The sequence below is a fragment of the Nocardia sp. NPDC019395 genome (assembly GCF_040632335.1).
GTDB lineage: Bacteria > Actinomycetota > Actinomycetes > Mycobacteriales > Mycobacteriaceae > Nocardia.
The window spans coordinates 61,492-84,747 of record NZ_JBEYBT010000020.1 but is presented as its reverse complement, the minus strand read 5'-3'; the positions used below and the strand labels follow the sequence as shown (position 1 = coordinate 84,747).

Sequence of the window (23,256 nt, the reverse complement as noted above, 5' to 3'; positions counted from 1 at the left end):
GCGCAGCGACTGAGCGCCGGGAGTGAAGAACGAGACCAAGGGGGCCCCGAACCCGCGACGCCGCAGGCGGCGCCAAAAAACACAGAACCTTCACCAACTGATCAGCTTCCCACCTCCACGTTCCGGCCCAACTCACAATCTCCGCAAGTCCACCCACCCGCACCCTCGAGCGATCAACCACTCAGAAGACGATCACCTGCCGTAACGCATGCCCCGCCGCCAGCTCATCCATCGCCCGGTTGATCTCGTCCAGCCCGATCCGCGCCGAGATCAGTTTCTCCACCGGCAACCGCCCCTCCCGCCACATCCGGACATATTCCGGGATATCGCGCGACGGAACCGCCGATCCCAGGTAGCTGCCGACGATCGACCGCCCCTGAGCCACCAGGCCCAGCGGGGAGATACTGGCGCGAGCGTCCGGCGACGGCAGGCCCACCGTCACAGTGGTCCCGCCCGGCGCCGTCGCCGCCACCGCGCTTTCGAAGGCCCGCGCCGACCCCGCCGCTTCGACGACCACTTCGGCCCGGATCTCCTGCTCGGCAAGGTCGGCAGGCGTGTACGCGCCGGTCGCACCGAGGTCGCGGGCCAGGTCGAGTTTTTCCGGCACCGTATCGACCGCGATCACCTCGCGTACCCCGAGGGATACCGCCACCAGCACCGCCGCCATCCCGACCCCGCCGAGTCCGACCACCATCACCCGGTCCGTGGCGGCCGGTTTCGCCGAGTTCAGCAACGCTCCACCGCCGGTGAGCACCGCACAGCCCAGGACCGCCGCGATATCCGGCGGCACATCGTCGTCGACCGGTACCACCGACCGGCGGTCCACGACCGCGTACGTGGCGAATCCCGAGACGCCGAGATGGTGCTGCACCTCGGTGCCGTCACGGTGCAGCCGCCGCCCGCCGGCCAGCAGTTCGCCGGCGTTGTTCGCGGCGCTGCCCGGGATGCACGGTGTCCGTCCGTCGGAGGCACAGCCGGCGCATTCGCCGCAGCGGGGCAGGAAGGTCATCACCACTCGCTGTCCGATGGACAGGCCGGCGTCCGGGCCGGCCGCCACGACCTTTCCCGCGGCTTCGTGGCCGAGCAGCATGGGTACCGGACGGACCCGGTTGCCGTCGACCACCGAGAGGTCGGAGTGACAGATTCCGGCGGCTTCGATTCGCACCAGTATCTCGCCGGGGCCGGGATCGGCGAGGTCGAGTTCGCTGACGGTTATCGGCGCGGAATCGGCGTACGGTTGCGCCGCGCCGATACGTTCCAGGACTGCCCCACGAATTCTCATGGCACCACGGTAGGCCGCGGCGGAATCTTGCTCATGATCCGGATCGGACTATCCTGAATTGCCGTGATGGTGCTCCCGTTGGCCGCCTTGTACCGAGCCCGGGGTCGGGATCATCACGATCCGAGGAGATTTTCCTTTGTCCATTCAGTTCAACCACACCATTGTCGGCTGTCGTGACAATCGGGTGTCGGCCGAGTTCTGGGCCGATATCCTGGGCCTGGAACCGGGCCGCGAGTGGGGACCGTTCATCGCGCTGCCCACTGCCAACGGGGTGACGTTCGATTTCGCGAACGTCCCCGGCCATATCACCGAGATCCAGGCCCAGCATTACGCCTTCCTGGTCTCGGAGCCGGAATTCGACGCCGCGTACGCCAAGATCCGGCGTTACGGCCTCGAGCATTGGGCAGATCCGCATCAGAACGCCCCGGGCGAGATCAACCACAACGACGGCGGCCGCGGGGTGTACTTCCAGGATCCCAGCGGTCACTACCTGGAGTTGATCACGGTGCCGTACGGCGGTTGGCCGGAGTGAAGCGTCCGGGTCCGGGTGCCCCCCACCCGGACCCGCTCACACCGCTACCGCACTGCGGCCGCGCCGCATCCCGAGACCCGCCGCGACGAGGCAGGCGAGGGCCACCGCGCCGATGAACCACGGAAACACCGTGTTCAGGCCCCAGACGGTCGCGGCCCAGCCGGCGAGCACCGTGGGCAACGCCATGGATGTGTAGGCCAGCAGGTAGTAGGCGGACATGGTCTCGCCGCGCTTGCGCTCCGGAACCACATTGGAGAGGTGGCGCAGCGATCCGCCGAACCCGAGTCCGAAGGTGGCACCGAGAACCAGTCCGATACCGACCACGGCAACCCACTGGTGTGTGTTCAGGACAGGGATGGTCAGCAGCAGGGTGATCGCCATGCCGATATCGCCGATAACCGCTGCCCGCCGAGCGGGTATCCGGGTCGCGAACAGTTGCACCAGTGCCGCCGCCGACGCCGTCGAGGCGACGACCACGCCACCGAAGACCAGGTTGTGGATACCGGTCCGTTCCGCGGCCAGCGACGGGTACAGCGACAGCAGGACTCCGAGGACCGACCAGGCCGCCATCACTCCGAGCGCGGAGAACCAGAAATCACCGCGGATCTCGTTCGGTACGGCCGGGCGCGCGATCCGGATCCGGCCGGCTACCCGGGCGGCGTGTGGTTCGCGCAGGGCGAGGACGCCGGCGGCCACGACCAGGCAGATCACACTGATGACAACGTACGGGGTGCGCAACGGATTGGGGGCGTACTGCGCGAGCAACGCCGAACCCATGATCGCCACCGCCATACCTGCGTTGAAGGCGACGCCGGTGAGTTGGCCGGACCGGGCACCGTGGTGCGGCCGCAGATCCAGCAGGGCGGCAGCTCCTGCCACAACAGTCGCCCCGACCGCCAGTCCGTGCAGTGCCCGCGCCAGTACCAGCATGGCCACGGTATCGGCGAGGACGAAAACCACCAGTCCCGCGATCATGGTCGCGAAGGCACCCAGCAGCACCGGTTTACGCCCGACTACATCGGAGATGCGGCCGGATACCAGCACGGCGGCCAGCGCGGCGATCGCGTAGACCGCGAACACGATCGTGGTGGTCAGTGGCGATAGATGCCATTCCTGCTCGTACAGGCCGTACAGCGGGGCGGGTACACCCGATACTCCGAGTGCGACACCGGTAGCGGCCAGCACCAGCGTGTATGCCCAGGTTTGCGTTACTCGATCCGGCGCAGTGGCTACCGTTATCGCTGCCATCGAGACCCCATCAGGTAAGTTTGAAGATTATCGAACTTGATCGACAGTAACGTACGGTACGACGATCATCAAACCCCACCGAGGCAGACCATGACGGATACCACTACCGAGGCACACCCCGTGGCCTCGCTCTCCGCCGTACTCGGCGCACTCCAGGACCCGGTCCGCCTGGAAATGGTGCGCAGGCTAAGCAATGCGGGCACCGCGATGCGCTGCGCGACCCTCTACGAGGCCATCAACAAATCGACCGCGACGCATCATTTCAAGATCTTGCGCGAAGCCGGTGTCACCGAACGGCTGATCATCGACGGTCACACCTGCCAGCGACTGCGCGCCGAGGCCGTCGACGCGGCATTACCCGGGCTCCTGGGTTCGATAGTCGACGCGGCCAATCACGCCCGGCAGGTATAGGCGGACCACCCGGGCGCGGTCACGGCGACGAGCTCGAACGGATACGAGCCGACGCCGATGACCTGTCCGGCCTCAGCCGACGAGCCGGGTGACCGCCGCGGGCAGATCCCGCTTGCGCCGGTACGGACCGGCGACCGCGGCCGCGAACGGGCGCGCGAGCAGCGCGCGGGCGATCTCACCGACCTCGTCGGTGGTGACCGCATCGATGCGGGCCAGGGTTTCGGAGACGCTGCGGTGATTGCCGTAGCTGAGTTCGCTCCGGCCGATCCGGTTCATCCGCGACGCCGAATCCTCCAGCCCGAGCACCAGCCCGCCACGCAACGAGCCCTTCGCGCGGGCACATTCGGCATCGGTGATGCCGTCGGCCGCGACCTCCTCGAGTACCCCGCGGGCCAGCGCCGTCACCTCGTTCAGGTTCTCGGGCTGGCATCCGAGGTACACCGAGAACGCTCCGGTGTCGGCGAAGGTGTCCACGCTGGAATACACCGAGTACGCCAGGCCCCGTTCCTCCCGGATCCGCTGGAACAGCCGGGAACTCAGACCGCCGCCGATCACCGTGTTCAGTACCGACAGCGGCCACCGCCGCGGCCCCTCGTGCCGGCCGTAGGCACGGACACCGAAAACCAGATGTGCCTGTTCACTATCGCGATGGCTCCAGGTCAGCCCGGGCTCCGAACGAGTCCGGAAACGCCCCTCGCGGCGCGGAGCCGGACCGGACGACGGATCGAGCCGGCCGGCGACCGCCCGGTGCACCAACTCCACGGTGTGCTCGTGATCGATATTGCCGGCCACCGCGACCACCATCCGGTCCGGTGTGTACCGGCGCTGGTGGAAGGACCGCAGCTGACTCGCCCGCATACCCTCGATGGATTCGATCGACCCGATGATCGGCCGCCCGATCGGGTGATCACCGAACAGCGCGGTGAGAAAGGCGTCGCCGACCAGATCCTCCGGGTCGTCGTCGCGCATGGCGATCTCTTCCAGGACCACCTGCCGTTCCACATCCACGTCCACGGCCCGGCACAGCCCGTTGAGCACCACATCGGTGACCAGATCCACCGCCAGGGGCAGATCCTCGTCCACCACATGGGCGTAGTAGCAGGTCTGCTCCTTGGCGGTGAACGCGTTGAGTTCGCCGCCCACCGCGTCCATGGCTTCGGCGATATCGAGGGCCGAGCGGGTCGGGGTGGCCTTGAAGAGCAGATGCTCCAGGAAATGCGCCGCGCCGGCGACGGTCGGGCCCTCGTCGCGGGAGCCGACCCCCACCCAGACCCCTACGGAAGCCGAACGCACGCCGGGTACCTGTTCGGTCACCACCCGCAGGCCACCCGGCAGGACGGTACGCCGTACTCCGTTGTCGATATCGACGGTTTCGCCGATCCGCCACGTCGATGACGAACCCCCCTGCCCACTCGGGCGCAGGGGGGCCGCTGTCTTCTGCTCCGTCACACGACCAGTACTACTCGGTCGCCGCGGTATCCGCATCGGCGGGCGCCTCCGCGGGCGCCTCGTCGGCATTCTCGTCGACGGGGACCAGCGAGATCTTGCCGCGATTGTCGATATCGGCGATCTCCACGCGCAGCTTGTCGCCGACGTTCACCACGTCCTCCACCTTGGCGACGCGCTTGCCGTTGCCGAGTTTGGAGATATGCACCAGGCCGTCGCGGCCGGGCAGCAGCGAAACGAACGCGCCGAACGCGGTGGTCTTGACCACGGTGCCGAGGAACCGCTCGCCGACCTTGGGCAGCTGCGGGTTCGCGATGGCGTTGATGGCGTCGATCGCGGCCTGCGCCGAGGGACCGTCGGTGGCGCCGACGAACACGGTGCCGTCGTCCTCGATGGAGATATTGGCGCCCGTATCGTCGGTGATCTGGTTGATCATCTTGCCCTTGGGCCCGATCACCTCGCCGATCTTGTCGACCGGGATCTTGATCGCGGTGACCCGCGGCGCGTACGGGCTCATCTCGTCCGGGGTGGCGATGGCCTCGGCCATCACATCCAGGATCGTGGTGCGAGCATCGTGGGCCTGCCCCAGCGCACCGGCGAGGACCTGCGACGGAATCCCGTCGAGTTTGGTGTCCAGCTGCAGGGCGGTGACGAAATCCCGGGTTCCGGCGACCTTGAAGTCCATATCACCGAACGCGTCCTCGGCGCCGAGGATATCGGTCAGCGCCACATAGCGGACCTCGGCGGCACCGGCGTCGTTGGTGACGGTGTCCGATACCAGACCCATCGCGATACCCGCGACCGGCGCCTTCAGCGGAACACCGGCGTTGAGCAGCGACAGGGTCGACGCGCAGACCGAACCCATCGAGGTGGACCCGTTGGAGCCCAGGGCCTCCGAAACCTGCCGGATGGCGTAGGGGAACTCGTCCTGGCTCGGCAGTACCGGCATCAGCGCACGCTCGGCCAGCGCACCGTGCCCGATCTCGCGCCGCTTCGGCGATCCGACCCGACCGGTCTCACCGGTGGAGTACGGCGGGAAGTTGTAGTGGTGCATATAGCGCTTGGAGGTTTCCGGGCCGAGCGAATCGACCTGCTGCGCCATTTTGACCATATCGAGGGTGGTGACGCCCATGATCTGGGTTTCGCCCCGCTCGAACAGCGCCGAACCGTGCGCCCGCGGCACCACGGCGACCTCGGCGGACAGCGCCCGGATATCGGCCAGCCCGCGGCCGTCGATACGGAAACCGTCGGTGAGGATGCGCTGCCGGACCAGTTTCTTGGTGACCGCACGGAAAGCGGCACCGAGTTCCTTCTCGCGGCCCTCGAACGATTCGCCGAGCCGGGACAGCACGTCCAGCTTGACCTCGTCGGTCTTCTCGTCGCGCTCCTGCTTACCGGCGATGCTCAGCGCCTCGGACAGGGGTGCCTTGGCGGCTGCTTCGACCGCGGCGTACGCGTCGTCGGCGTACGGCGGGAAGAGGGGGAAATCCTCGGTGGGCTTGGCCGCGAGCTCGGCCAGGTCCTGCTGGGCCCGGCAGAGGCGGGCGATGAACGGTTTGGCGGCCTCGAGCCCTTCGGCGACGATCGCCTCGGTCGGCGCCTGCGCCCCGCCGTCGATCAGTTCGATCACGTTCTCGGTGGCTTCGGCCTCGACCATCATGATCGCGACATCACCGGTATCGGTGACCCGGCCGGCCACGACCATATCGAACACGGCCTTTTCCAGCTGTTCGTTGGTCGGGAAGGCGACCCACTGGCCACCCTCGGCGGTTCCGGCCGCGGAGTCGTCGATCAGTGCGACCCGCACACCGCCGACCGGGCCGGAGAACGGCAGGCCCGCGAACTGGGTGGAAGCCGAGGCCGCGTTGATCGCGACCACATCGTAGAGATCCTTCGGATCGAGGCTCATGACCGTCACCACGACCTGGATCTCGTTGCGCAGCCCGTCCACGAAGGAGGGGCGCAGCGGCCGGTCGATCAGGCGGCAGGTGAGGATCGCGTCGGTGGAGGGGCGGCCCTCGCGCCGGAAGAACGAACCGGGAATCCGGCCCGCCGCGTACATCCGCTCTTCGACATCGACGGTCAGCGGGAAGAAATCGAACTGTTCCTTGGGGTGCTTACCGGCGGTGGTCGCCGACAGCAGCATGGTCTCGTCGTCCAGGTAGGCGACGACCGATCCGGCGGCCTGTTTGGCGAGCCGGCCCGTTTCGAAGCGAATGGTGCGGGTGCCGAGCGCGCCGTTGTCGATCAGCGCGACCGATTCGAACACACCCGGTTCGACCTCGATGGCCGAGCTCTTCGTACGTTCGGTGGTTTCTGGCATATCTCTGTTCTCAACCTCTCGTCTCGCCGGATCTCGGCGCCCGTGTGGCGCGATCCGGCTGTGTCAGCCGTACCAGGTCTGGACGCGGCGCGGCGGCGTTACCGCGGTGACCGTGAAGGTCAGCGGCCGCCGTATCTCGAGCTGCGGCGCGTACACCCGGCCGGATCCCCTTGGATACGGCGACGCGGAGGCGGTCATCGATCGAAGCTCTCCGGCGTATCTCGTCCGGGCCGAAAAGCCACTACCGAAGACCGACGCCACGAACACGGGTGCGCACGGCTGGTTCTGTCGTCTCGTGTCCAGGGGTCCCTGTACACGAAAATGCCGACGGGGCGATTGTATGCGTCCCGTCGGCATACGTATCGCCCGGCTCTTGGAACCGGGCGTGTTCACGATCTGTCAGCGCCGCAGGCCCAGGCGTTCGATCAGGCTGCGGTAGCGGTTGATGTCATTGTTCGCGAGGTACTTCGACAGCCGCTTGCGGCGGCCGATCAATGCCATCAGCCCGTGCCGGGTGTGGTGATCGTGCTTGTGCACCTTGAGGTGCTCGGTGATATCGGAGATCCGCTTGGTCAGCAGCGCGATCTGCGCCTCCGGAGAACCGGTATCGGTTTCGTGCAGACCGTACTCCGCGAGAATGGTCTTCTTCTGCTCGGTGGTCAACGCCATGGGGCATCCACTCCTGTTTCTCAGTTCCGCGCGTATGGTGCCCGGTTCGGTCGCCGGAGAAATCCGCCGATGCACAGGCAGGTGATTCTCCGGCAGGTCGCTTCCCGGGGTGGGCGCCGCCGCGGACCGCAGCAGACCCGACGAGTCACCCTACCGGAGCCGTCACCACCGGGGGCCGGCCGGGTGGTGAGCTAGCTCGCGGCGCCGAGGATCTTGCGGGCGGCGTCGACATCACGGCCCATCGCGCCGACCAATTCGTCGATCGATTCGAATTTCCGCATACCGCGCAGATGGTCCACGAAATCTACGGCCACATGCTGACCGTAGAGATCGGCCTCGCTATCCAGGACATACGCCTCGACGGTGCGGGCCCGGCCGGAGAATGTGGGGTTGGTGCCCACCGAGATCGCCGCCATGGCGCGCTCACCCGGTGTCACCGTGCCGATGGTGGGCCCGGGGCCCAGCACGGTGAACCAGCCCGCGTACACCCCGTCCGCCGGAATCGCGGCATGCATGGGCGGGGCGACATTGGCGGTGGGAAAGCCCAGTTCGCGGCCGCGGCCGTCACCGCGCACCACCACCCCTTCGACCCGGTGCGGCCGGCCCAGCGCATCGGCGGCGGCGGCCATATCACCGGCGTCCACACACGCGCGGATATAGGTGGAGGAGAACGTGACGGCGTGTTCCCCCAGCAGGGTGACGCCGTCGACCGCGAAGCCGAACCGGTCACCCAGCTCGCGCATCGTGGCGACCGTGCCCGCGGCTTTCTTACCGAAGGTGAAATTGTCGCCGACCACGACCTCGGTCACATGCAGCCGCTCCACGAGCAGATCGTGCACGTATTCGCCGGGAGTGAGTTTCATGAATTCATGGGTGAACGGCATCACGCAGAAGACGTCGACGCCGAGTTCCTCGGCGAGCTCGGCGCGCCGGGTGAGCGTCGTGAGTTGCGCGGGATGCGAACCGGGCCGGATCACCTCCATCGGATGCGGATCGAAGGTCATCAGGACGGCCGGGACATCACGCGCGGCAGCGGACTTCACCGCCCGGCTGATCAGTTGCGCGTGACCGCGATGAACACCGTCGAATACGCCGATCGTGAGAACGCACCGCCCCCAGTCCGCGGGTACGTCGTCGAGACTTCGCCACCTCTGCACAGACGCCAAGCCTACGCAAACAGGCGGCCGGATCGTATTCGGGTGGGACCGGTCGCAGGCTCGGCTACAGGTGCGCGAACACAGGGTTTCCCTGAGGTGGCGGGGTATGCGTACCGCCGCCTTCGCGCCGGCCGGGCGCGGGCCGCGGATGGCTGCGCCCGGTAGCGCCTCTTATGTGGATCGCCGCGGAAATGCTTAAGCTCGTGGTTGTGACCGGAAAACGAGATATCGCCACCCGACGGGAACTCGCCGACGCCGGGGAATCGGTCGCTCCGGGGCTGTCCTCGGTGGCCCAGGACTATCTGAAAGTCATCTGGACGACGCAAGAGTGGTCGCCGGACAGGGTGAGCACGAAATTGCTCGCCGAGCGGATCGGGGTCTCCGCGTCGACGGTGTCGGAGGCGGTACGGAAACTGTCGGACCAAGGGCTGGTCGAACATGCCCGGTACGGTTCGATCACGCTGACCGAGGAGGGCCGCCGCGCCGCGATCGCCATGGTGCGCCGGCACCGGTTGATCGAGACTTTCCTGGTGAGCGAGCTCGGTTACGGCTGGGACGAGGTGCACGACGAGGCCGAGATCCTCGAGCACGCAGTATCGGATCTGCTGATGGCCCGGATCGACGCCAAGCTCGGTTTCCCGGACCGGGATCCGCACGGCGATCCGATTCCGTCGGTGGACGGCGCGGTGCCGACACCGCCCGCTCGCCGGCTGATCGATTTCGAAGCGGGCGAATCGGGCCGGGTGGCCCGGATCTCCGATTCCGACCCGGAGATGCTGCGGTATTTCGATTCGGTCGGGATCGCCTTGGACACCTTGATCGTGGTGGTGGAGCGGCGGGATTTCGCCGGAACCATCGCGGTGCGGATCGGGCGCGACGAAAGTCTCACGGATCTGGGCAGTATCGCCGCGGAGGCGATCTGGTTGCGCTTCTGATCGCCGGATGGTCCCGACACGCCCGGGTACGCGATTCCGGGCATTGCTTGTGCGGGCCCATCGTGCTATCCATAATTGTCGACAATCCGACAATCTGGATACCCGCTCGCGAACTCGCATACTCGTCGGTCGCATTGCCGCACCGACCGTCCCGGGAGGCGCCACCATGGCCGAACTGTCCCCGATCCTGAAGCAGGCCACCCCGGTCACCGTGGACCACGGCGCCGGCTGCTACCTCTACGACGTCGACGGTCGCCGATACCTCGATTTCACCGCCGGTATCGGGGTCACGAGCACCGGCCACTGCCATCCGAAGGTGGTGGCGGCGGCGCAGGCCCAGGTGGGGAAGCTGATCCACGGCCAGTACACGACGGTGATGCACCGGCCCATGCTGGAACTGACCGAACGTCTCGGCACCGTACTGCCCGAAGGGCTCGATTCGGTGTTCTACGCCAACTCGGGCAGTGAGGCGGTCGAAGCGGCGCTGCGGCTGGCCCGCCAGGCCACCGGGCGGCCGAATGTGATCGTCTTCCACGGCGGCTTCCACGGCCGCACCGTGGCCACCGCGAGCATGACCACCTCCGGCACCCGGTTCTCCGCCGGGTTCAGCCCGCTGATGTCCGGCGTCCATGTCGCCCCCTTCCCCACCGCCTACCGCTACGGCTGGAGCGAAGCCGAGGCCACCGCCTTCGCACTGCGCGAACTCGACTTCATTTTCGCGACGCTCACCTCCCCCGCCGAAACCGCGGCCTTCATCGTGGAACCCGTTCTCGGCGAGGGCGGGTACGTCCCCGGTAACCGGGCATTTTTCGAAGGCCTGCGCGAACGCGCCGACCGGCACGGCATCCTGCTGATCTTCGACGAGATCCAGACCGGTTTCGGCCGGACCGGAAAATTCTTCGGACACCAGCACTTCGGGGTCCAGCCGGATGTGATCACCATGGCGAAGGGCCTGGCCAGCGGGTTCCCGATCTCCGGAATCGCCGCCTCCGCGAAACTCATGAGCGCGGCCTGGCCCGGATCGCAGGGCGGCACCTACGGCGGCAACGCCGTGGCCTGCGCCGCCGCGCTGGCCACGATCGACGTGATCGAATCGGAGAATCTGGTCGAGAACGCGCGGATCCGCGGGGAACAGCTCCTGGCCGGGGTGCGGTCGGCCGAATCCAAGGCCGTCGGCGATACCCGGGGCCTGGGTCTGCTCGTCGGCTCCGAATTCACCACCGCCGACGGGGAACCCGATCGCGAAACCGCCACCGCCGCCCAGCAGCTCGCGGCGGCCAAGGGCCTGCTGTTGCTGACCTGCGGTGCGCATATGAACGTGGTGCGGATGATCCCGCCGCTCATCGTCTCCGAAAGCCAGATCACCGACGCCCTCGACATCTGGTCCGAGGTACTCGCCGAACTGGGCCGCTGACCCACTCCCCGGACAGACCGGCCCGCGGCACCACAGACACCGGCGCCGCGGCCGGTTTCCCCGCACCACCATCAGGACGGATATATGGCGCGCTATATGACGATCACCCTCACCAAAGCAGGGATCACCTGCCGGGCCCGCCTGCTCGACGACCAGGCCCCGCGTACCTGCGCCGCGGTATGGGATGCCCTCCCCCAGGAGGGCGACGCGTTCCACGCCAAATACGCCCGCAACGAGCTCTATACGCTGGTACCCCGGATCAGCGGGGCACCGCATCGCGAGAATCCCACCGTCACACCGATTCCCGGGGATGTCTGCCTGTTCGATTTCGAGCCCTGGGAGATCGGCAATCCCGCCTACGGCTACGAACCGGGTTCGGCCGCGCACCACGACCAGGGCGCCACCGATCTCGCGTTGTTCTACGGCCGCAACAATCTGCTCATAAACGGCGATCTCGGCTGGGTCCCCGGCAACGTCTTCGCCACCATCGAGGGCGATCTCGACGAGCTGGCTGCCGCCTGCAACAGCCTGTGGCTGAACGGAGTCGCCGGCGAAACCCTCGCCTTCGCCCGGGCCTGACCTCCCGACGCGAGCCGGGGCCACGTCGAGAATCGACTGTCCCCGGACGGGGGCCGAGGCTTCTCCGGGCTGTACCGGGCACCTCTACCTTCCGCGACGCTGTCGGTCACACTGGTTCCCGGTTGGTACCCGCCGCCGGACGGTGGCGAGACTCGCCCGTGTGGTTCGTCGTCCGGTGAGAGGTCGCTGATGTCCGCCCTGGGGCAATACGCCGCGTTCGCGGCGGTGATGCTGTTCCTCGCCGTCTCCCCGGGGCCGGATATGGCCGTGATCGTCAACCGCGCACTGACCGGCTGGGCGGCCGGGGCGGCGGCCACGCTGGGTGTGGCGATCGGCGTATCCGTCTGGGTACTGGCCTCGGTGACCGGGATCGCCGCACTGCTGGCCGCCTCCGCGCAGGCCTTCATTGTGGTGAAGATCGCGGGCGCGCTGTATCTGATCTATCTCGGGATCGGTGCACTCCGTGCCGCGCGGAGGCCCGGTGGCGCACCCGGCGCCGATACTCAGGCACGCCCGGGTACCCCGTTCGACGATGCGATGCGCGGTTTCCTGTCGAACATCCTGAACGCCAAGGCGGCTGTGCTGTTCGTCGCGCTGATCCCCCAGTTCCTTCCGCACGAAAGTGTCGCCGTCACCGACGCGATCGCGTACCCGCTTATTGCCGCCGTCGTCGTCGCGGCCTGGTACCTGACGCTCACCACCACAGTCGCCGCCCTGCACCGGAAGTTCGCCGATTCCCGCCTATGGCGGCGGATCGACGCCGCAGTGGGGGCGGCCCTGATCGCGGTCGGGATCGGCGTCCTGTTCGGCGACCCACCCGAAGCGGCCACCGCCTGACCGGCCACCGGCCGCTGGGCGAGATCAGCGGGCGGCCAGTACCGCCTCCGCGAAGCGGCCCACCGCCAGCACGAGATCGTCGGAATGACGCGGACCGATGATCTGCAGACCCACCGGCAAACCCTCGCTGGTGTATCCGGCCGGAATGCTCAACGCCGGCTGCTGGGTGAGGTTGAACGGGTAGGTATAGGGCGTCCACTCCGGCCAGCCGCTCATCCCGCTACCGGGCGGGACGTCGTATCCGGCCGCGAAGGCCGGAATCGGGACCGTCGGAGTGATGAGCAGGTCGTACGCGGTGTGGAAGGTGCCCATGGTGATACCGACCTGGGCGGCGACGGCACGGGCGTCGAGGTATTCGGTCGCACTCACCGTTTCGCCGTACTCCCAGACCCGGCGCAGGCCCGGATCGGCCTTCTCCCGGGATCCGGACGGGAACGCCGCGAGCATGGCGGCCGCACCGGCCGCCCACAGGACGTCGAACGCCTCGCGCGGGTCGGTGAATCCCGGATCGGCGGCGGAGATCCGCAGACCCGCGGCGTCCAGGGCTTCCACCGCCGCGGCTACCAGCGCTTCGACCTCGGGATCGGGCTGTACGAATCCGAGAGTCGGCGAATAGGCCGCGGTGATGCCACGGACCTCGCGCTGCATCTCACCCCGGAAGGTGGTCGGAGTGGGTGCGAGCGAGGTGGGGTCGCGGGGATCGGGCAGGGAGAGGATATCCATCAGCAGCGCCGCGTCCTCGACGGTCCGCGTCATCGGCCCGGCATGCGCCAGCGGCCCGAACGGACTGGCGGGATACAGCGGAATCCGGCCGTGCGTGGGCTTGAATCCCACGATGCCGCAGAAGGACGCGGGAATCCGGATGCTGCCGCCGCCGTCGGTACCGACCGAAACCGGGCCCATTCCCGCCGCCACCGCCGCCGCGCTGCCGCCGGAGGAGCCACCGGCCGTTCGCGTGGGGTCGACCGGATTGCGCGTGATACCGGTGAGCGGGCTGTCGGTGACCGCCTTCCAGGCGATTTCGGGCGTGGTGGTCTTCCCGACCATCACCATCCCGTCCTCCCGGACCCGGGCGGCGACGGGGCTGTCCACCGGCCAGGGTCCGTCCGGGTCGACGCTGAGCGAACCGCGCCGGGTGGGCCAGTCCTCGGTGAGGAATATGTCCTTGATCGAGATGGGCACACCGTCGAGCAGGCCGCGGACATGGCCCGACTGCCAGCGCGCCTCGGAGTCCTTCGCCTGCACCAGCGCCCGGTCGGGGTCCACCAGGCAGTAGGCGTTGACGTCGCCGTCACGCGCGGTGATGGCCTCGAGCACCGCCTCGGTCGCCTCGACCGGGGACAGCGTCCCGGCGGCATAGGCGGAGACGAGCTCGACGGCGGTCATCGCTGCCGGGTCGGTGGTCTGCGGGGTCTCTGGCTGGTTCATCTGCGGCCCTCCTTCAGCGGGGCACATACCCCAGCGTCTTGTCGACGACGTTGTCCAGCGGCCGACCGGCCAGCCAGTGGTCGAAATTGGTTGTGAATGTGGTGACGATATCTGCCCGCCAGCCGGCGAAGTCACCCGAATTGTGCGGTGTGATGTGAGCATTCGGCAGCTGCCACAGCGGATGCCCGGGCGGTAGCGGTTCCGGATCCACGACGTCGAGCGCGGCGCCCGCGATCGATCCCGACTCCAGCGCGGTGACGAGGTCGTCGGTGACCACGAGTTCGCCGCGGCCGACATTGACGAACCGGGCGTGCGGCTTCATCGCCGCGAATGCCCTGGCGTCGAACATATGCCGGGTCCGGTCGGTGAGCGGGGCGATCGCCACCACGTAGTCCGCGCCGGGGAGTTCGCCGTGCAGATCGGTGGCGACGGTGCCGAAATCGGGGTCGCCGCTGCTGGCGCGACGACCGATCGCCCGCACCTCCATGCCCACGGCGCGCAGCAGGCCGGCGACGGCGCGGCCGATCGATCCGGTGCCGACGACGAGCGCGGTAGAACCGGCGATCCGCTCGGATTCGCGATGCCGCCAGATCCGCTGCTGTTGCAGCCGCGTGGAGCCGGTGAAATCCTTGGCGAAATCGAGGATCTGACCGAGGACGTATTCCGCGATGGCGGTATCGAAGACACCGCGGGTGTTGGTGAGCACCACATCGCTGGCTCGCAGTTCGGGGAACATCACCGAATCCACGCCGGTGGCGCCGATATGCACCCAGCGCAGGACGTCCGCCGCGTGCCAGGCGCCGGGGACGGCATCGGACTGAAAATCGTAGACGAACAGCACATCCGTGCCCGGGAGCGCGGCCGCCAGACCGGCGGAATCCGTATACCGCACCGTCGCCCGCGCACTGACCGGCGACATGAGCGCCGGATCGGGCAGCTGGCCACTGTGCAGCACGGTGACAATAGGGCCCGATTTCATATTGACACAGTATGATCACATCGTATGATTGTCAACAATCCGATCGTTCTCGGAGGTCTTCCCGGCTGAGCGCGAGAGGGGCCACGGTGGAGTTCGATTTTCCCGATATGGAGGGTCCGGTAGCCCAACGGGGCATCGGTGTCATCGCACCGTTCGACCTGGCTCTGGAGCGCGAGCTCTGGCGCTGGGTGCCACTCGAGGTGAGTCTGCACCTGGCGCGCACCCCCTACGAACCGGTGCCGGTCTCACTGGCCATGGCCGAGCTGGTCTCCGACGCCGTCCACCTCACCGCGGCGACCCGCAATGTCCTGCACGTGGAACCCGAGGTCGTCGCGTACCTGTGCAATTCCGGCAGTTTCATCAAAGGCATCGAGTACGAACGATCCCTGTGCGACACCATCTGCCGGGCCGGCGCCGCCAACGCGGTCACCACCTCCGGCGCTCTGCTCGAGGCCGTCCGGCATCTGAACATCGAGCGCATCTCCGTGATGACTCCCTACGATGAGCTGCTCACCGGCAAATTGCGCGATTTCCTGGACGAAGCGGGCTGCACCGTGGTCCGGTCCGAGCATCTGGGTCTCGGCGGCGGGATCTGGAAGGTCAACTACCGCACCATCGCCGAACTCGTCCTGGGAGCCGACTCCCCCGACGCCGAGGCGATCTTCGTCAGCTGTACCAACCTGCCCACCTACGACATCATCGAACCGCTGGAAAAGATGCTGGGCAAACCGATTCTGACCGCCAACCAGCTCACCATGTGGGCCTGCCTCGGGCGTATGAAACTGCCCATGATGGGTCCCGGCCGCTGGCTTCTGGAGGTCTTCTGAAAAATGATGTCCCCGTACAGAACTCAGCCCGGAAACGGAGAGCCCATGCCGGTACCGACCATCGGATTCATCTACCCCGACCACGCCGCCGAGGACGATTACCCGCGGGCGGAGGCCCTGCTGGACGCCCGGCTGCCGGTGGCCCATATCTACGGCACCGATCTGCACGCTGTCCCCGAACTGCTGGATCTCGGCAGCCCGGACAAACTCCGCCACGGCGCCGAACAACTCGCCGCGCACCGGCCCGACGCCGTCGTATGGGCATGTACATCCGGCAGCTTCGTCTACGGTCCGGACGGGGCACGCGAGCAGGTCCGCGGATTGGCCGAGGCGGCGGGAGTACCGGCCTCCAGCACCAGTTTCGCGTTCGTGGCAGCCGCGCGGGCACTGGGCGTGCGGCGGGTGGCGGTCGCGGCGAGCTACCCCGAGGACGTGGCACGGCTGTTCGCCGATTTCCTGGCCGATGCCGGTATCACCGTGGTCGCGTTCGCCAGCGCGGATATCGAAACCGCGGCCGAGGTCGGCACCCTCGACGCCGAGCAGGTGCTGGCGCTGGCCTCGGCCAACGACCATTCCGGGGCGGACGCGCTGCTCATCCCCGATACCGCCATGCGCACCCTCGAGGTGCTGCCGCGGTTGGAGGCCGCACTGGGCAAACCCGTGCTCACCGCCAACCAGGTCACCATCTGGGAAGGACTGCGGCTCGCCGGCGCGGTCCGAACCTCACCGTCACTCGGTGCGTTGTTCGCGGAAAGGCCCGCATATGTCGGTGGTTGATTTCGAACCCGTCAATCAGCGCTCCACCGCCGAAATGATCGCCGACGGACTCCGGGCGGCGATCGTGCACGGTGGGCTGGAACCGGGCGAGCAGCTGGGCGAGGCGGATCTCGCCGCTCAGTTCGGGGTCTCCCGCGGCCCGGTCCGGGAGGCCATGCAGCGGCTGGTGTCGGAAGGGCTGCTGCACAGTATCCGCAACCGCGGCATCTTCGTCATCGAGCTCACCCTCGCCGATGTCGTCGATATCTACCGGTCGCGCACCGCCCTCGAGGGCGGCGCCCTGGCCCTGGTTCTCGACGGCCGCCGGGATATCGCGTACGAAGCGCTGGCGCCGAGCGTCACCGCGATGCTCGAACGGGCCGCCGCCGGAGACGCCACCGGCGTATCCGACGCCGACCAGCAGTTCCACGAGGCGCTGGTGGCGGCGGCCGGTAGTCCACGGCTGATGCGCGCGGCCCGGACGCTGCTGATCGAAACCCGCATGTGCCTGGGCAAATTACAGACCACCTACCCCGACCTGCGGGTACAGGCCCAGGAACATGTGGCGCTACGCGAGGCTATCGGCGCGGCCGCGCCCGACCGGGCCTACGGCCTGCTGCGCGATCATATGGATGATGCGGTCCAGCGTCTGCGCGATCAGTACGCGGAAGAACCGCTCCCGGGCTGAGCCGGCACGACGCGCCCGGCCCTGTCCGAAGCAACCGGTTCGACCAGCGCGGCGGTGTCTTGCCCGGCGGGATCTCGCACGACCACCCGATGGCCTCCGTGCGCGCTTCCGCTGGGCCGAACAGGCGCACAGTGGGCACGAGGCTCAGTCGATCAAACCGCGGGGCCGCACCACGAACACAGGCGACGCCCGCCGCCCTTTCTCCTCCAGTAGCGCTATCGCCCGCCCGTCCTCGGCGAGGGCGGCATAGACGCCGGCGGATCCCACCGGATCCAGCCATCGACCGTCCCGCAGCTTTTCGACCTCTGCGGCGTCGATCGCACGATGCGGGAACGAGATACGCACCGCCGCGTCGATATCGAGGCTCGGCACCGGATCCTCGGCGAGCTGTTCGAGCGTGCGGGCGTGCTCCAGGGTGAACGGCCCGACTCGGGTGCGGCGCAGCGCGGTCAGATGGCCACCCACGCCGAGTACGGCGCCCAGATCGCGGGCCAGCGCACGGATATAGGTTCCCGACGAGCATTCGACGACCACGTCCAGATCGACCACATCCTGCTCCGGGAGGTCGCGGCGAGCCAGAACTTCGAAGCGGGAGACGGTCACCGGGCGGGCGGCGAGCTGCACGGCTTCGCCGGCGCGGTGCCGGGCATAGGCCCGTTCGCCGTCGACTTTGATGGCGCTCACTGTCGCGGGCACCTGTTCGATCTCGCCGGTCAGCGTATCGATCACCCGGGCGATCTCGGCGTCGGTGACCTGCCCGGCCGGAGCGGTGCTGAGGATTTCGCCCTCGGCATCGTCGGTGGTCGTGGCCCGGCCCAGCCGGATCGTCGCGGTATAGGCCTTGGTGGTGAGGGTGAGCAACCCGAGCAGTTTGGTGGCGCGTTCCACACCCAGCACCAGGACGCCGGTGGCCATCGGGTCGAGCGTGCCGGCATGCCCGACCTTCTTCGTGTGCAGCAGCTTCCGCGTCCGGGCCACGATATCGTGGCTGGTCGGGCCGCCGGGTTTGTCGACGATCAGCAGACCGCCCAGGATATCGGCCATCAGCTGTGCGCGATCGCGGTCAGGATGAATCCATCGGTGATCATCCAGCGGCCGTCGAACGAGGTCAGTGGCAGGCCGCCGTCACCGGTCTGCCCCGGAACCAGCAGTTCCGACCGGAATGTGCCCGCCCCCGTGTCCGTGCCGGCCTCCTCGACCGTGAAGGTGATATGCGCGTCCTCGAACCCCAGCCAACGGGTGGTGAGCGGGAACCACGCCTTGTAGGTGGCCTCCTTCGCACAGAACAGCAGCCGGTCCAGATGCAGCGGCGAATCGGTGATCCGTAACCACTCCCGTTCCGCGGGCAGACTCACCGAGTCCAGCACCCCGTCGGGCAGGGTGTCGTGTGGTTCGGCGTCGATCCCGATCGACCGGTACCGCATTTTGTGGGCCAGGGCCGCGCCGCGGAAACCATCGCAGTGGGTGAGACTTCCGACGATGCCGCGCGGCCATATCGGCGCGCCGCGCTCGCCCTTGCCGATCGCGGCGGACGGCTCCCCCAGCTGGGCCAGCGCCAGGCGGGCACAGTGCCGGGCACCGATGAAATCGCGCCGCCGCTTCTCCACCGATTTCGCGATCAGGTGCTCCTCGGCGGGATGCGCTTTCAGGTCCTCCGGATAGTCGAGCAACTCGGCGGAGGCGATATCGGCGGGCAGGATTGTCTCGATCATCGTCGGTGAGCCTACTGGGTCCCCGGGGACGCGGCCTCAGGCGAGCCCGCGGCGGCGCTCGGCCTTGGCCCGCATCTCGGCGGCCGCCGCTGCCATTTCCGGAGTCACCTGGAAATGGCCGCCCCATTCGTTCAGGTCGCCGGGCTGATACTGCGGGTCGGGCAGGATCTGACGCAGCAGCTTGTCGGGTTTACCGCGCTTCTGCCATTCCCTCGGATAACCGAGCGAGACCTCCTCGAACCGGACCCCGTCGTAGTAGGTGGTGCGCGGAATATGCAGGTGCCCGTAGACGGCGCAGAGCACGTTGTACCGGGTATGCCAGTCCGCGGTGTGTTCGGTACCGCACCACAGGGCGAATTCTGGATACCAGAGCATATCGGTGGGTTCGCGGACCAGCGGGAAATGATTGATCAGGACCAGCGGTGTCCCGGCGGGCAGGTTGTCGAGTTTGCGGCGGGTGGTCCGCAACCTCGCCTCGCACCATGCGTCACGCGTGAGATACGGGTCCGGGGTGAGCAGGAATTCGTCGGTGGCCACCACATTGCGCTCCCGCGCGATGGCCAGCCCCTCGGCTTTGGTGCGCGCACCGGCGGGCAAAAAGCTGTAGTCGTACAGCAGGAACAGCGGGGCGACGGTCACCGCGCCGCCGTAGGCCTCGGCGCCCGAACCGGTCCACACCGGGAAAGGATCCTCGGGGGTGAGCACATCCAGATCCCGGCACATGGCCACCAGGTAGTCGTAGCGCGCGGCACCGTGCATCTGCAGCGGGTCCTTGGCGGTGGTCCACAGTTCGTGGTTACCGGGCACCCAGATCACTTTCGCGAACCGCTCGCGCAGCAGTTTCAGCGCCCAGCGGATATCGTCGCTGCGTTCGGCGACATCGCCGGCGACGATCAGCCAGTCCTCCGGGGAATCGGGATGGATCTCCTCGACGACCGGTTTGTTGCCCTGGTGACCGACATGGATATCGCTCACTGCCATCAACTTGGGTATCACCACACCTACCTTCGCATATCGCCGAGCGCCCGGAGCACACGTCCCGGTTACCGCGCCGGAGTCACGCCGGGATATCGGCCCCGACCCGGACCCACCGGCCGGACAGCCATCGGACGCTCACCGCCACCAGCCGCAACAGCATGAACGCGATCAGACCGCACCAGATTCCGCCGATCCCCCAGTCGAAGACCAGCGACAGCCAGATCGCGGGCAGAAAACCGAACAGTGCCGCGCCCAACGTGGTGGTGCGCAGATAGGCGGCATCACCGGCACCCAGCAGAACGCCGTCCAGCGCGAACACCACACCGGCCACCGGGATCATCGCCACGAAGAACCACCACACCACGCCAGTCCGCTCCAGGACCGCCGTATCGGACGTGAACAGCGGCGGAAGCACCGCGGCGGCCGCCGCGAATACCGCGGCCAACCCCACGGCGAACACTGTCGACCACGCGGTGACGCGGCGGGCCACCGACCGCGCACCCGCGGCATTGCGCGCGCCCAGCGCCGAGCCGACCAATGTCTGGGCCGCGATCGCCAGCGAGTCGAGGGTGAGCGCGAGGAAGTTCCACAACTGCAGCACCAGCTGATGGGCCGCCACCGAGGGCGCTCCGAACCGGGACGCGACCGCGGCGGCCGAGACGAAGCACGCCTGGAAGGCCAGACTGCGCGCGATCAGGTCACGACCGAGCACCAACTGTGCCTTCATCACCGATGGGCGCGGCCCGAGCGGTACCCGGGCACCGGCGAGGGCGCCCAGGAAAAGGCCCGCGGTCACCAGCTGTCCGAGCACATTCGCCACCGCCGACCCGGGCAGGCCCAGCCGCGGCAGCCCAGCCATACCGTGCACCAGTAGCGGGCACAGGACCGCCGACAGAGCCAATCCGGTCACCACATAGGTGAGCGGCCGCCGGGTCTGCTGGACACCGCGCATCCAGCCGTTCCCGGCCATGGACAACAGGATCAGCGGCACCCCGAACACCGCGATCCGCAGCCACGCCAGCGCCTCGCCCGCGATTTCGGCGTCACCGGCGATGGCACCGGCTATCGGCACCGCCGCGATCTGCACCACGACCAGGATCAGCAGACCGATACCGCCGGCCAGCCAACTCGCTTGGACGCCCTCTTCAACCGCGCCCGCTTCGTCTCCCGCACCGTGCCGCCGGGCCGAGCGCGCGGTGGTGCCGTAGGCCAGGAAGGTCAGCTGGGAACTGACCTGCGCGAGGATCAGACCACCCACCGCCAGGCCGGCCAGGGCCAGTGCACCGAGCCGGCCCACCACCGCGAGGTCGAACAGCAGGTAGATCGGTTCGGCTACCAGCACGCCCAGGGTCGGCAGGGCCAAACCCAGGATCCGCCGGGGGCCGGCCGTCACCACCTCGGCCGGCGATGCGGTCACCTCCGCTTGCATACCACTCCCCGTCCGCACTCGTTCACCGCACCGGGATCCGGCGGGCCCGGCCGACCGCGGCATGATTGTCACGCGGGCAACCCCGAGGCACGGTAGCGGAACCGTCCGACATGTTCAGCCCAGTGCCGTGCGCAACTGAGCGAGGATCTCCTCGGGATCACCGTAGGTCGTGTACCCGGCCGCGTAGCGATGTCCACCGCCCCCGAGCCCGGTGGCGACGGCCGCGACATCGGCGCCGTCGTCGGTGCCTGGGCCACTGTCCTTCGATCGCAGCGATACGGTCCAGCGCCGCCGCGCGTCCATCGGCCGCGCTTCCTTGAACACCGCCGCGATACCGGCCTCCGCCGTGGCCCGCACGATATCGACGACGCTTTCGGCCTCCTCCTGACGCACCCCGGCCAGATCGGTGGCCAGGACGAACGCGGCAACCAGACCGGTGCCGCCGTGCGCCGCGGGCTCCAGCCGAGCCGAGGCGAGCACTGTCGAGAGCATCCGCAACCAGGCGAAAGGGTGGGTGTCCATCAGCGTGCGGGTGATGGCGCCACCGTCGATCCCGGTAGCCAGCAAACGTTCGGCCAGCGCGTGCGTGCCGGGGGTCACCCAGCGGAACGATCCGCTGTCGGTGGCCAGTCCGGCGAACAGGCAGTGCGCGATCTCGGCATCGATCGGCTCCCCCCAGCTGTCCAGCAGCGCGGTGAGCACACTGGCGGTGGATACCGCGTCCGGATCGATCAGGTTGATCGATCCGAACCGGGTGTTGGACCGATGATGGTCGATCACCACCGTGGTCGTCGCGCCCGCCAGCCGGTCGGCCAGCAGACCCAGCCGGCCCGCACTTCCGCAGTCCACCGTGACCAGCACATCAACCGCGGTGGGTACCTCCGCCGGCGGGACCAGGAACCGCGATCCGGGCAGAGTACGCAGACCCGTCGACAGTTCGGCGGGTTCGGCGAACGAGACCCGCACCGGAACACCACGCCGGTCCAGAACCTGGGCCAGCGCCAGCCCGCTACCGAGGGTGTCGGCATCCGGCTGGATATGGCAGAGGATGGTCACCGAGCGCGCGGCGTCCAGGGCTCGAACGGTCGCGGAGTAATCCACCGCGGTACCGGTTGTGGTCATTCGGCCGCGGCTCAGTCGTCGTCGCGGGGTGTTTTATACGGGTCCGGCTCACCCGCGGGGGTGGCGTCCGCCGCCACCCGGGCGACGGCATCGTCGGCTGCCCGGGCCCGGGCCAGCAGATCCTCCATCTGGCGGGCGGCGTCGGGGACGGTATCGAGCACGAAGGACAGTGTCGGCGTGAACTTCACCCCGGTCCCGGCGCCCACCTTCGACCGAAGCACACCCTTGGCTTTTTCCAGCCCGGCGGCCGCGGCGGCGTAATCGGGTTCGGCCTCGACGGTTTCACCCATGACCGTGTAGTAGACGGTCGCCTCACGTAAGTCACCGGTGACCTTCGCATCGGTCACGGTGACGAAACCCAGCCGCGGGTCCTTGATCTCGTATTCGATCGCGGTGGCCACGATCGCGGAGATCCGTTTGGCGAGCCGGCGTGCCCTGGCTTGATCCACCATGGCCGCTCCTTTCCCTGTTCAGCGACGGTGGGACGGTCCGCGCGGACGACGC

General features: G+C 68.0%; 24 protein-coding genes. 9 read left to right on the top strand and 15 right to left on the bottom strand.

Features of this window, described 5'->3' with window-relative positions:
• Positions 1-181: 181 nt before the first annotated feature.
• Positions 182-1,282 carry an alcohol dehydrogenase catalytic domain-containing protein gene (locus ABZ827_RS27835; protein WP_357242748.1) on the bottom strand — a complete coding sequence of 367 codons (1,101 nt, stop codon included), beginning with the start codon at positions 1,280-1,282 and terminating at the stop codon, positions 182-184.
• A gap of 136 nt (positions 1,283-1,418) precedes the next feature.
• Here ABZ827_RS27835 and ABZ827_RS27830 point away from each other — a divergent pair, with 136 nt between their 5' ends.
• Complete coding sequence (locus ABZ827_RS27830) at positions 1,419-1,814, top strand: VOC family protein (RefSeq protein ID WP_357242745.1); 396 nt, start codon at positions 1,419-1,421, stop codon at positions 1,812-1,814.
• A 36-nt stretch (positions 1,815-1,850) separates the two neighbouring features.
• Here the strand turns inward: ABZ827_RS27830 and ABZ827_RS27825 are convergent, their stop codons facing one another.
• Complete coding sequence (locus ABZ827_RS27825; protein ID WP_357242742.1) at positions 1,851-3,062, bottom strand: MFS transporter; 1,212 nt, start codon at positions 3,060-3,062, stop codon at positions 1,851-1,853.
• A 90-nt stretch (positions 3,063-3,152) separates the two neighbouring features.
• Here ABZ827_RS27825 and ABZ827_RS27820 point away from each other — a divergent pair, with 90 nt between their 5' ends.
• Entirely contained in the window at positions 3,153-3,473 is a 321-nt protein-coding gene (locus ABZ827_RS27820) for a helix-turn-helix transcriptional regulator (protein WP_357242739.1), read from the top strand.
• A gap of 72 nt (positions 3,474-3,545) precedes the next feature.
• Here ABZ827_RS27820 and ABZ827_RS27815 read toward each other — a convergent pair whose 3' ends face one another.
• The 5 genes from ABZ827_RS27815 to ABZ827_RS27795 form a co-directional block, all read right to left on the bottom strand.
• The gene (locus ABZ827_RS27815) at positions 3,546-4,922 is read right to left on the bottom strand and encodes a pitrilysin family protein (RefSeq protein WP_357242737.1); all 1,377 of its coding nucleotides are present in this window, start codon (positions 4,920-4,922) and stop codon (positions 3,546-3,548) included.
• Positions 4,923-4,932: 10 nt separating this feature from the next.
• On the bottom strand, positions 4,933-7,242 hold the full coding sequence (locus tag ABZ827_RS27810; protein ID WP_357242734.1) for a polyribonucleotide nucleotidyltransferase: 2,310 nt from the start codon (positions 7,240-7,242) through the stop codon (positions 4,933-4,935).
• Between the two features lie 63 nt (positions 7,243-7,305).
• Positions 7,306-7,440: a hypothetical protein gene (locus ABZ827_RS27805; RefSeq protein ID WP_357242731.1), complete on the bottom strand. Its 135-nt coding sequence runs from the start codon at positions 7,438-7,440 to the stop codon at positions 7,306-7,308.
• A 201-nt stretch (positions 7,441-7,641) separates the two neighbouring features.
• Entirely contained in the window at positions 7,642-7,911 is a 270-nt protein-coding gene (rpsO, locus tag ABZ827_RS27800) for a 30S ribosomal protein S15 (RefSeq protein WP_058854000.1), read from the bottom strand.
• 191 nt (positions 7,912-8,102) lie between these two features.
• Positions 8,103-9,068 (bottom strand): bifunctional riboflavin kinase/FAD synthetase, encoded by a 966-nt coding sequence (locus ABZ827_RS27795; protein ID WP_357242727.1) that lies wholly within the window; start codon positions 9,066-9,068, stop codon positions 8,103-8,105.
• Between the two features lie 191 nt (positions 9,069-9,259).
• Here ABZ827_RS27795 and ABZ827_RS27790 point away from each other — a divergent pair, with 191 nt between their 5' ends.
• The 4 genes from ABZ827_RS27790 to ABZ827_RS27775 all read left to right on the top strand — a co-directional run bounded on the left by ABZ827_RS27790 (position 9,260) and on the right by ABZ827_RS27775 (position 12,833).
• On the top strand, positions 9,260-10,003 hold the full coding sequence (locus tag ABZ827_RS27790) for a metal-dependent transcriptional regulator (RefSeq protein WP_357242724.1): 744 nt from the start codon (positions 9,260-9,262) through the stop codon (positions 10,001-10,003).
• Positions 10,004-10,169: 166 nt separating this feature from the next.
• Positions 10,170-11,417 (top strand): aminotransferase class III-fold pyridoxal phosphate-dependent enzyme, encoded by a 1,248-nt coding sequence (locus tag ABZ827_RS27785; RefSeq protein ID WP_357242721.1) that lies wholly within the window; start codon positions 10,170-10,172, stop codon positions 11,415-11,417.
• Positions 11,418-11,501: 84 nt separating this feature from the next.
• Complete coding sequence (locus ABZ827_RS27780; RefSeq protein WP_357242718.1) at positions 11,502-11,996, top strand: DUF3830 family protein; 495 nt, start codon at positions 11,502-11,504, stop codon at positions 11,994-11,996.
• A 189-nt stretch (positions 11,997-12,185) separates the two neighbouring features.
• Positions 12,186-12,833 carry a LysE family translocator gene (locus tag ABZ827_RS27775; RefSeq protein ID WP_357242715.1) on the top strand — a complete coding sequence of 216 codons (648 nt, stop codon included), beginning with the start codon at positions 12,186-12,188 and terminating at the stop codon, positions 12,831-12,833.
• 24 nt (positions 12,834-12,857) lie between these two features.
• On the opposite strand, the gene ABZ827_RS27770 is transcribed toward ABZ827_RS27775, so the two are convergent.
• Together ABZ827_RS27770 and ABZ827_RS27765 are read right to left on the bottom strand one after the other, a co-directional pair.
• The gene (locus ABZ827_RS27770) at positions 12,858-14,261 is read right to left on the bottom strand and encodes an amidase (protein ID WP_357242712.1); all 1,404 of its coding nucleotides are present in this window, start codon (positions 14,259-14,261) and stop codon (positions 12,858-12,860) included.
• 13 nt (positions 14,262-14,274) lie between these two features.
• Entirely contained in the window at positions 14,275-15,240 is a 966-nt protein-coding gene (locus ABZ827_RS27765; RefSeq protein WP_357242709.1) for a D-2-hydroxyacid dehydrogenase, read from the bottom strand.
• A gap of 107 nt (positions 15,241-15,347) precedes the next feature.
• Here ABZ827_RS27765 and ABZ827_RS27760 point away from each other — a divergent pair, with 107 nt between their 5' ends.
• From ABZ827_RS27760 to ABZ827_RS27750, 3 genes are read left to right on the top strand one after another with little or no spacing between them, the layout of a single operon-like run.
• Entirely contained in the window at positions 15,348-16,067 is a 720-nt protein-coding gene (locus ABZ827_RS27760; protein WP_357242762.1) for an Asp/Glu/hydantoin racemase, read from the top strand.
• 45 nt (positions 16,068-16,112) lie between these two features.
• Positions 16,113-16,844, top strand: a complete 732-nt coding sequence (locus tag ABZ827_RS27755; RefSeq protein ID WP_357242707.1) for an aspartate/glutamate racemase family protein — start codon at positions 16,113-16,115, stop codon at positions 16,842-16,844.
• The gene (locus ABZ827_RS27750; RefSeq protein WP_357242704.1) at positions 16,831-17,511 is read left to right on the top strand and encodes a GntR family transcriptional regulator; all 681 of its coding nucleotides are present in this window, start codon (positions 16,831-16,833) and stop codon (positions 17,509-17,511) included. Before ABZ827_RS27755 ends, ABZ827_RS27750 begins: the two co-directional genes overlap by 14 nt.
• A 144-nt stretch (positions 17,512-17,655) precedes the next feature.
• Here ABZ827_RS27750 and truB read toward each other — a convergent pair whose 3' ends face one another.
• From truB to rbfA, 6 genes are all read right to left on the bottom strand, one after another.
• The gene (gene truB / locus ABZ827_RS27745) at positions 17,656-18,555 is read right to left on the bottom strand and encodes a tRNA pseudouridine(55) synthase TruB (RefSeq protein WP_357242701.1); all 900 of its coding nucleotides are present in this window, start codon (positions 18,553-18,555) and stop codon (positions 17,656-17,658) included.
• Positions 18,555-19,223 carry a 4'-phosphopantetheinyl transferase Npt gene (npt, locus tag ABZ827_RS27740; protein WP_357242699.1) on the bottom strand — a complete coding sequence of 223 codons (669 nt, stop codon included), beginning with the start codon at positions 19,221-19,223 and terminating at the stop codon, positions 18,555-18,557. The genes truB and npt overlap by 1 nt, the downstream gene beginning before the upstream one ends.
• Positions 19,224-19,259: 36 nt before the next feature.
• Complete coding sequence (locus tag ABZ827_RS27735; RefSeq protein ID WP_357242696.1) at positions 19,260-20,219, bottom strand: metallophosphoesterase; 960 nt, start codon at positions 20,217-20,219, stop codon at positions 19,260-19,262.
• A gap of 61 nt (positions 20,220-20,280) precedes the next feature.
• Positions 20,281-21,618: an MATE family efflux transporter gene (locus ABZ827_RS27730; RefSeq protein WP_357242693.1), complete on the bottom strand. Its 1,338-nt coding sequence runs from the start codon at positions 21,616-21,618 to the stop codon at positions 20,281-20,283.
• A 126-nt stretch (positions 21,619-21,744) separates the two neighbouring features.
• Positions 21,745-22,752, bottom strand: coding sequence for a bifunctional oligoribonuclease/PAP phosphatase NrnA (locus ABZ827_RS27725; RefSeq protein ID WP_357242690.1), 1,008 nt, complete (start codon positions 22,750-22,752; stop codon positions 21,745-21,747).
• 11 nt (positions 22,753-22,763) lie between these two features.
• The gene (gene rbfA / locus ABZ827_RS27720; RefSeq protein WP_357242688.1) at positions 22,764-23,204 is read right to left on the bottom strand and encodes a 30S ribosome-binding factor RbfA; all 441 of its coding nucleotides are present in this window, start codon (positions 23,202-23,204) and stop codon (positions 22,764-22,766) included.
• Between the last annotated feature and the right edge of the window lie 52 nt (positions 23,205-23,256).